This window comes from Terriglobales bacterium (assembly GCA_035543055.1).
Classification (GTDB): domain Bacteria; phylum Acidobacteriota; class Terriglobia; order Terriglobales; family Acidobacteriaceae; genus JAIQFD01.
The window spans coordinates 1-6091 of the sequence record DATKKJ010000046.1 but is presented as its reverse complement, the minus strand read 5'-3'; the positions used below and the strand labels follow the sequence as shown (position 1 = coordinate 6091).

Below are 6091 nucleotides of genomic sequence, written 5' to 3'. Positions count from 1 at the left end.
GAGTTCGCCCAGCGGGTGAGGGAACGGGGCGCTGATTACGTGGACGCGCCTATCACCGGCTCCAAGATCGGCGCCGAAGCCGGCCAGCTCATCTTCATGGTGGGCGGCGCGGAGGCCACCCTGGAGCGCATTCGGCCCTTGTTCGAAGCGATGGGCAAGGCAGTGAAGCGCATGGGCGACACCGGCAAAGGCCAGGCCACCAAGATCGCCATGAACCTGATGATCGCCCTCATCTATGAAGGCTTTGCCGAAGCCCTCACCCTGGCCACCAAGCAAGGCGTCCGCCCCGAGGACCTGCTGGAGCTCGTCGGCATGACCATGGTCAAGTCCGGCGTGGTGGACTACAAGGGGCCTTTCGTCCTCAGGCACGATTTCTCGCCCAATTTCCCCTTGCGCCTCATGTACAAGGACATCCGCCTGATGCTGGAGGCCGCCAGGCACGCCCGGGTCAAGCTGCCGGCGCTGGAGAAGGTCGAGGAGATCTACGAGATTGCCAGCGAGGAGGGCATGGACGACCTCGACTACGCGGCCACCCTCACCCTGCTTCAGAAGTGGGCCGGGCTGGAGGTCAAGGGGGTGCCGGCTTAGGCTCGGGCGGGCTTTGTTTTCAAGCAATTACACAATTATTACAAACACGCCACAGGGCCACCTGATAAGTTCATGAGGATATCCGCAGTCAATCTCTTCTGTCAGACGGAGCCTCATGAGCTTCCAGAAAGGCGACCGCACCTTCCGCGAGTCGCTCAATCCTGTCACCACGTTCTTCATGGTCGCGTTCCACATTGGCGCCATCGCCGCGTTTTTCTTCGTCAGCTGGAAGGCGATTGCGGTCGCCGCCGCGCTCTGGGTGATTTCCGGCAGCTTCGGCATCGGCATGGGCTACCACCGCCTGCTGACCCACCGCGGCTACAAAACGCCGAAGTGGCTGGAGTACTTGCTGACCACGTTCGGCACGCTCGCCCTGGAAGGCGGACCGATCTACTGGGTGGCGACTCACCGCCTCCACCATCAGAACACCGACGTGGAAGGCGATCCGCATACCCCCCTCGAGGGCGGATTCTGGTCGCACATCGGCTGGATCGTCACCGGCAAGACCATCCACAACGACAACTCCGAGCTCCTGCCCTACGTTCCTGACCTTCGCAAGGACCGCTTCCACATGTGGATCAGCAAGTGGCACTGGGTGCCGCTGACCCTGCTGGGACTGGCGCTGCTGTTCATCGGCGGCTGGCCGTACCTGATGTGGGGGACGTTCTTCCGCACCACCATCGGGCTGCACTTCACCTTCCTGGTGAACTCGGCCACCCACATGTGGGGCTCGCAGCGCTTCCTCACCGGCGATAAGTCCACCAACAGTTTCTGGGTTGCGATCGTGAGCTTCGGCGAGGGCTGGCATAATAACCACCACGCGCACCCGCAGTCGGCGCGGCACGGCCTGGTCTGGTGGGAGATCGACTGGAACTGGTATTGCATCTCCTTCCTGAAGATGGTTGGCCTGGCGTGGGACGTCAAGCTGCCGCGCCTGGCGCCGGCGCCCCTGACCGTCCCACAGGCAGTGGAGACTCCCGCCGAGGAAGAGCTGGCGACCGTCGCCGGCGACTAGCTGCACAAGCCGGAATCACCTGAACCGCGGGTTTTGCGCCCGCGGTTTCTTTCTTGTGCGCCCCACTTACTCTAGAATCTGAAGCATCCGCATGCGCATCGCCCGCCGCACCAAGACGATCGCGTTTTTCGTCACTCTGGGCTCCGCCCTGGTCGGGGTCGCCATCGCGCTCAACATCAGTTGGATCGTGCTCAAGTGGCGCGAGGTCGTTCCCCTGGTGCTGGGCGTGATCTTCTTCGGTTTCCTCATCGCCGGCGTGGCCCTCAACACTATCTTCCTGGTGCGCGAGATCCGGCGCAACGAGCAGCAGGACAGCTTCCTGAACGCCGTGACCCACGAGCTGAAGACCCCCATTGCCTCCATCCGCTTGTACTTGGAGACGCTGCAGCACCGCTCCGTGGAACCAGCCAAGCGCGAGGAGTTCTACCGCATCATGCTGGAAGATACCGACCGGCTGCTGGGGACGGTCGAGCAGGTGCTGCGTGCCGGGGAGGCGCGCCATGGCGACGGCCGCCGAAACTGGCAAGAGGTGGATCTTTCGCTCCTGGCCCGCGACGCACTGGAGCTCGCCCGCATCCGCCACCACCTCACCCCGGAATCGTTGCGCTTCGGCGTGGCGCCCCAGGGCGAGATCTTCCTGCGGGGGAATCCTGAGGAGCTTCGCACCGCCACCGCCAACCTCCTCGACAACGCGGTCAAATACTCCGGCGAGCGGAAGGACATCGTGGTAGACGTGGTCACTCCCGACCTCGATACCGTCCTGCTGCGCGTACGCGACAACGGGATCGGCATCCCCCGGCGGGAGTTGAAGCGGATCTTCAAGCGCTTCTACCGTGCGCCGGCCGCCGCCGGCCAGGTGAAAGGCACCGGGCTGGGACTGTTCATCGTGCGCTCCATCGCCCGCCGCCACGGGGGCGACGTGCTGGCCGAGAGCGAAGGCGAAGGCCAGGGCAGCGCCTTCACCATGCGCCTGCCCAGGATGTACCGCGTATGAGCCGCATCCTGCTGGTCGAAGACGAGATCCACCTGGCGGAAGGGCTCCGCTTCAACCTGGAGGCCGAAGGCCATTCCGTCCAGATCATCGACAAAGGCGAAGACGCGCTGACGCGCCTGCTGACGGCAAGAGAGCCGTTCGACTTGGTGGTGCTCGACGTGATGTTGCCGGGGAAGGACGGCTTCACCGTGGCCCAGGAGCTTCGCCAGGCGCGGAACTATGTTCCCGTCCTGATGTTGACCGCGCGCGGACGGCCCGAGGACGTGTTACGAGGATTCGAATCCGGCGCCGACGATTATCTGCCCAAGCCCTTCGAGCTTTCCATCTTGCTGGCGCGGATCACCAGCCTGCTGCGCCGCACCCAATGGTTGCGCGGCATCGGCGAGCAGCCGCCCTCCGACACCTACAGCTTTGACGGGCGGGTCGTGGACTTCGAGAACCTGGAGCTGCGCACCGGCAAGAAGACCTATCGCCTCACGGTGATGGAAGCGGAGTTGTTGCGCTACCTCATCCGCAACGCCGGCCACCCGGTCTCCCGCCGGGCCATTCTGGCCGAGGTCTGGAATCTGCGGGAGGACACCGACACCCGGGCCATTGACAACTTTATCGTGCGCCTGCGCCGCTACATCGAACCCGACCAATCGCAGCCCAGGTACGTGCTGACCGTGCGCGGCATCGGCTACAAATTCGTCCGTGACTCCAAGGGAAAAGCAGGTAGCAAGTAGCGAGGCGGTGGAACAAGAAGAGGATCCCAGCACTCGCCTCCTACCCCCTACCTTCTGTCAGTTGATTTCGCGCTTCCGTCTGCTCAACTCGGAATCCACCACGTACAAGCGGGCGGGTGCGGCTTGTACATGGCTTTCCTCGAAGCGCGCGCGTGGTGAGGGTCGAGGGGGACCGGAAGGTCTTTGCGTCCGGCAAAACGCACCAGCCGCCCGGTGACCAGCTTGAGCAGCCAGAGGAGGATGATCGCTCCGGCCAGCACGACCAGGATCTTGGGAAACGCGTGGCGGAGGAAGCTGTACGAGTCAACCCGCCAGTCTTGAAGGATGGCTTGCAGTCTCATGAGAAAAGCGGCCCACGCGCGGCCGGCGCGCGCGATTATAGCAGCCGGTCTCGCCGGTATAATCCTTCGCACTCAAACCCGGAGAGTGCCATGTTGCGTCATCGCTTCTTGCTTCCGTTCTTGCTGCTTGCTGTGTTTCCAACGTTGGCCCAAGAGGGGCGCAGGCCGCCTGCGCCCCGGCCAGCAGCGCAAGTGTCGCAGCGCATCGGTAGCCAACAAGCCCCGACTCAGGAAGAGATCGAACGCGAAAAGGAGCTGAAGAAGGCGCAGTCCAAGCAACGGTACCAGGAGATCCGCCGCGATACGGACCGCCTTCTCACCCTGGCCACTCAACTCAAGCGTGAGGTAGATACGGCCGGCCAGGAGACCCTGTCGCTGGCGGTCATCAAGAAGGCCGAGGAGATCGAGAAGCTCGCCAAGTCCGTGAGGAGCAAGATGAAGGGCGACTGAGGGCGGGATTGCTCTCAAAGCCGAACGCCACCGGTCACCCGGTGGCGTCCTAATGTACCGCCGGCGTCTCGCCGGCTGTCCTGAGGGCGTCTCGCCCTCAACAGTCCGCTAATCCGCTGTCATCCGCATTTCTGCCTTGGCCGCCGCCGATTTCACCGATCCGATCCTCATCCCGTAGAACGACCGATGGACGAAGACTACCGACACCAGGAAGAACAGGCCCGCCAGCACCAGGTGGAGGGTCGCCCCGGACTTCGCCGTCAGGCTCACCGCCAGCTCCACCGCCAGCAGGCCGAACAGGGTGGTGAACTTGATGACCGGGTTCATGGCCACCGAGGAAGTGTCCTTGAACGGGTCGCCCACCGTGTCGCCCACCACGGTTGCGGCGTGCAGCTCGGTGCCCTTTTGCTTCAGCTCCACCTCGACAATCTTCTTGGCGTTGTCCCAGGCCCCGCCCGCGTTGGCCATGAAGATGGCCTGGTACAGGCCGAAGATGGCGATCGAGATCAGGTAGCCGATGAAGAAGAACGGCTCCACGAACGCGAACGCCAGGGTCGCGAAGAACACCGCCAGGAAGATGTTGAACATGCCGCGCTGCGCGTACTGGGTGCAGATGGCGACCACCTTCTTGCTGTCCTCCACCGAAGCTTTCTCCGCGCCTTCCAGCTTGATGTTGGCCTTGATGAACTCCACTGCGCGGAACGCGCCCGTGCTCACCGCCTGGGTGGCGGCGCCGGTGAACCAGTAGATCATGGCCCCGCCCGTGATCAGTCCGAGCACGAAGGGAGCGTGCAGCAGCGACAGGTTGCTGACGTTCGCCGTCAACCCGTTGGTCAGCGCCATGATGATCGAGAAGATCATCGTGGTCGCCCCCACCACCGCGGTGCCGATCAGCACCGGCTTGGCGGTCGCCTTGAAGGTGTTGCCCGCGCCGTCGTTGGCCTCCAGCAGGTGCTTGGCCCGCTCGAAGTCCACGTCCATGTTGAAGTCCTTCTTGAGCTCCTTCTCGATGTTCGGGATCTGCTCGATGAGGGAGAGCTCATAGACCGACTGCGCGTTGTCGGTCACCGGGCCGTAGGAGTCCACCGCGATGGTGACCGGTCCCATGCCCAGGAAGCCGAAGGCCACCAGACCGAAGGCGAACACCGCCGGCGCCAGCATCAGCGGTATCTGCGTGCCCACGATCATCCCGCCCAGCCCGTGAGTGCTGACCACGAACGCGATGCTCATCAGCGCCACCATCGCGAGTCCCAGCCAGTACGCCGAGAAGTTGCCGGCCACGAAGCCCGACAGGATGTTCAACGACGCGCCGCCTTCCTCCGCCGCGTTCACCACTTCCTTTACGTGCGCCGACTCGGTGGAGGTGAACACCTTCACCAGTTCCGGGATCAGCGCCCCGGCCAGCGTGCCGCACGAGATGATGGTCGACAGCTTCCACCACAGGGTCTCGTTGCCGCCCAGGTCCGGGATGATGTAGTAGGAAGTCACGTATGTCAGGCCGATGGAGACGATCGAAGTCAGCCACACCAGCGAGGTCAGCGGGTTCTCGAAGTTGAAATCATTCGAGTTGCCGTACTTGGCCTTGGCCACCGCGTGGTTGAGGAAGTAGGCGCCGGAGCTGGAAAACAGCATCATGATGCGCATCACGAAGATCCAGACCAGCAGTTGCACTTGCACGGTCGGATCCTTCACCGCCAGCAGGATGAACGTGATCAGGGCCACGCCGGTGACACCGTAGGTCTCGAAGCCGTCCGCGGTCGGGCCCACCGAGTCACCCGCGTTGTCCCCGGTGCAGTCGGCGATGACGCCGGGGTTGCGCGCGTCGTCTTCCTTGATCTTGAAGACGATCTTCATCAGGTCGGAGCCGATGTCGGCGATCTTGGTGAAGATGCCGCCTGCGATGCGCAGCGCCGCCGCCCCCAGCGACTCGCCGATGGCGAAGCCGATGAAGCACGGCCCGGCGTAATCGCCGGGGATG

The 6091-nt window shown here is 63.5% G+C and carries 7 protein-coding genes; 5 read left to right on the top strand and 2 right to left on the bottom strand.

Annotation, left to right across the window (positions count from 1 at the left end; translation table 11 throughout):
• The 4 genes from VMS96_03320 to VMS96_03305 form a co-directional block, all read left to right on the top strand.
• On the top strand, positions 1-588 hold a 588-nt coding region (locus VMS96_03320; protein ID HVP42433.1), incomplete at its 5' end, for an NAD(P)-dependent oxidoreductase.
• A 115-nt stretch (positions 589-703) separates the two neighbouring features.
• Positions 704-1603, top strand: coding sequence for an acyl-CoA desaturase (locus VMS96_03315; protein ID HVP42432.1), 900 nt, complete (start codon positions 704-706; stop codon positions 1601-1603).
• A 91-nt stretch (positions 1604-1694) separates the two neighbouring features.
• Complete coding sequence (locus VMS96_03310) at positions 1695-2597, top strand: HAMP domain-containing sensor histidine kinase (GenBank protein ID HVP42431.1); 903 nt, start codon at positions 1695-1697, stop codon at positions 2595-2597.
• Positions 2594-3322: a response regulator transcription factor gene (locus VMS96_03305; GenBank protein HVP42430.1), complete on the top strand. Its 729-nt coding sequence runs from the start codon at positions 2594-2596 to the stop codon at positions 3320-3322. The genes VMS96_03310 and VMS96_03305 overlap by 4 nt, the downstream gene beginning before the upstream one ends.
• Before the next feature lie 83 nt (positions 3323-3405).
• Here the strand turns inward: VMS96_03305 and VMS96_03300 are convergent, their stop codons facing one another.
• A complete protein-coding gene (locus VMS96_03300) occupies positions 3406-3663 on the bottom strand; it encodes a hypothetical protein (GenBank protein ID HVP42429.1) in 258 nt (85 codons plus the stop codon).
• A 192-nt stretch (positions 3664-3855) separates the two neighbouring features.
• Here VMS96_03300 and VMS96_03295 point away from each other — a divergent pair, with 192 nt between their 5' ends.
• Entirely contained in the window at positions 3856-4113 is a 258-nt protein-coding gene (locus VMS96_03295; protein HVP42428.1) for a hypothetical protein, read from the top strand.
• A 108-nt stretch (positions 4114-4221) separates the two neighbouring features.
• Here VMS96_03295 and VMS96_03290 read toward each other — a convergent pair.
• The coding region (locus tag VMS96_03290) for a sodium-translocating pyrophosphatase (GenBank protein HVP42427.1) at positions 4222-6091 on the bottom strand (1870 nt) is incomplete at its 5' end.

Coding starts and splice junctions, on each gene's coding strand:
- VMS96_03305 (HVP42430.1), top strand. CDS start 2,594: ATGAGCCGCATCCTGCTGGTCGAAGACGAGATCCACCTGGCGGAAGGG.
- VMS96_03300 (HVP42429.1), bottom strand. CDS start 3,663: ATGAGACTGCAAGCCATCCTTCAAGACTGGCGGGTTGACTCGTACAGC.
- VMS96_03315 (HVP42432.1), top strand. CDS start 704: ATGAGCTTCCAGAAAGGCGACCGCACCTTCCGCGAGTCGCTCAATCCT.
- VMS96_03310 (HVP42431.1), top strand. CDS start 1,695: ATGCGCATCGCCCGCCGCACCAAGACGATCGCGTTTTTCGTCACTCTG.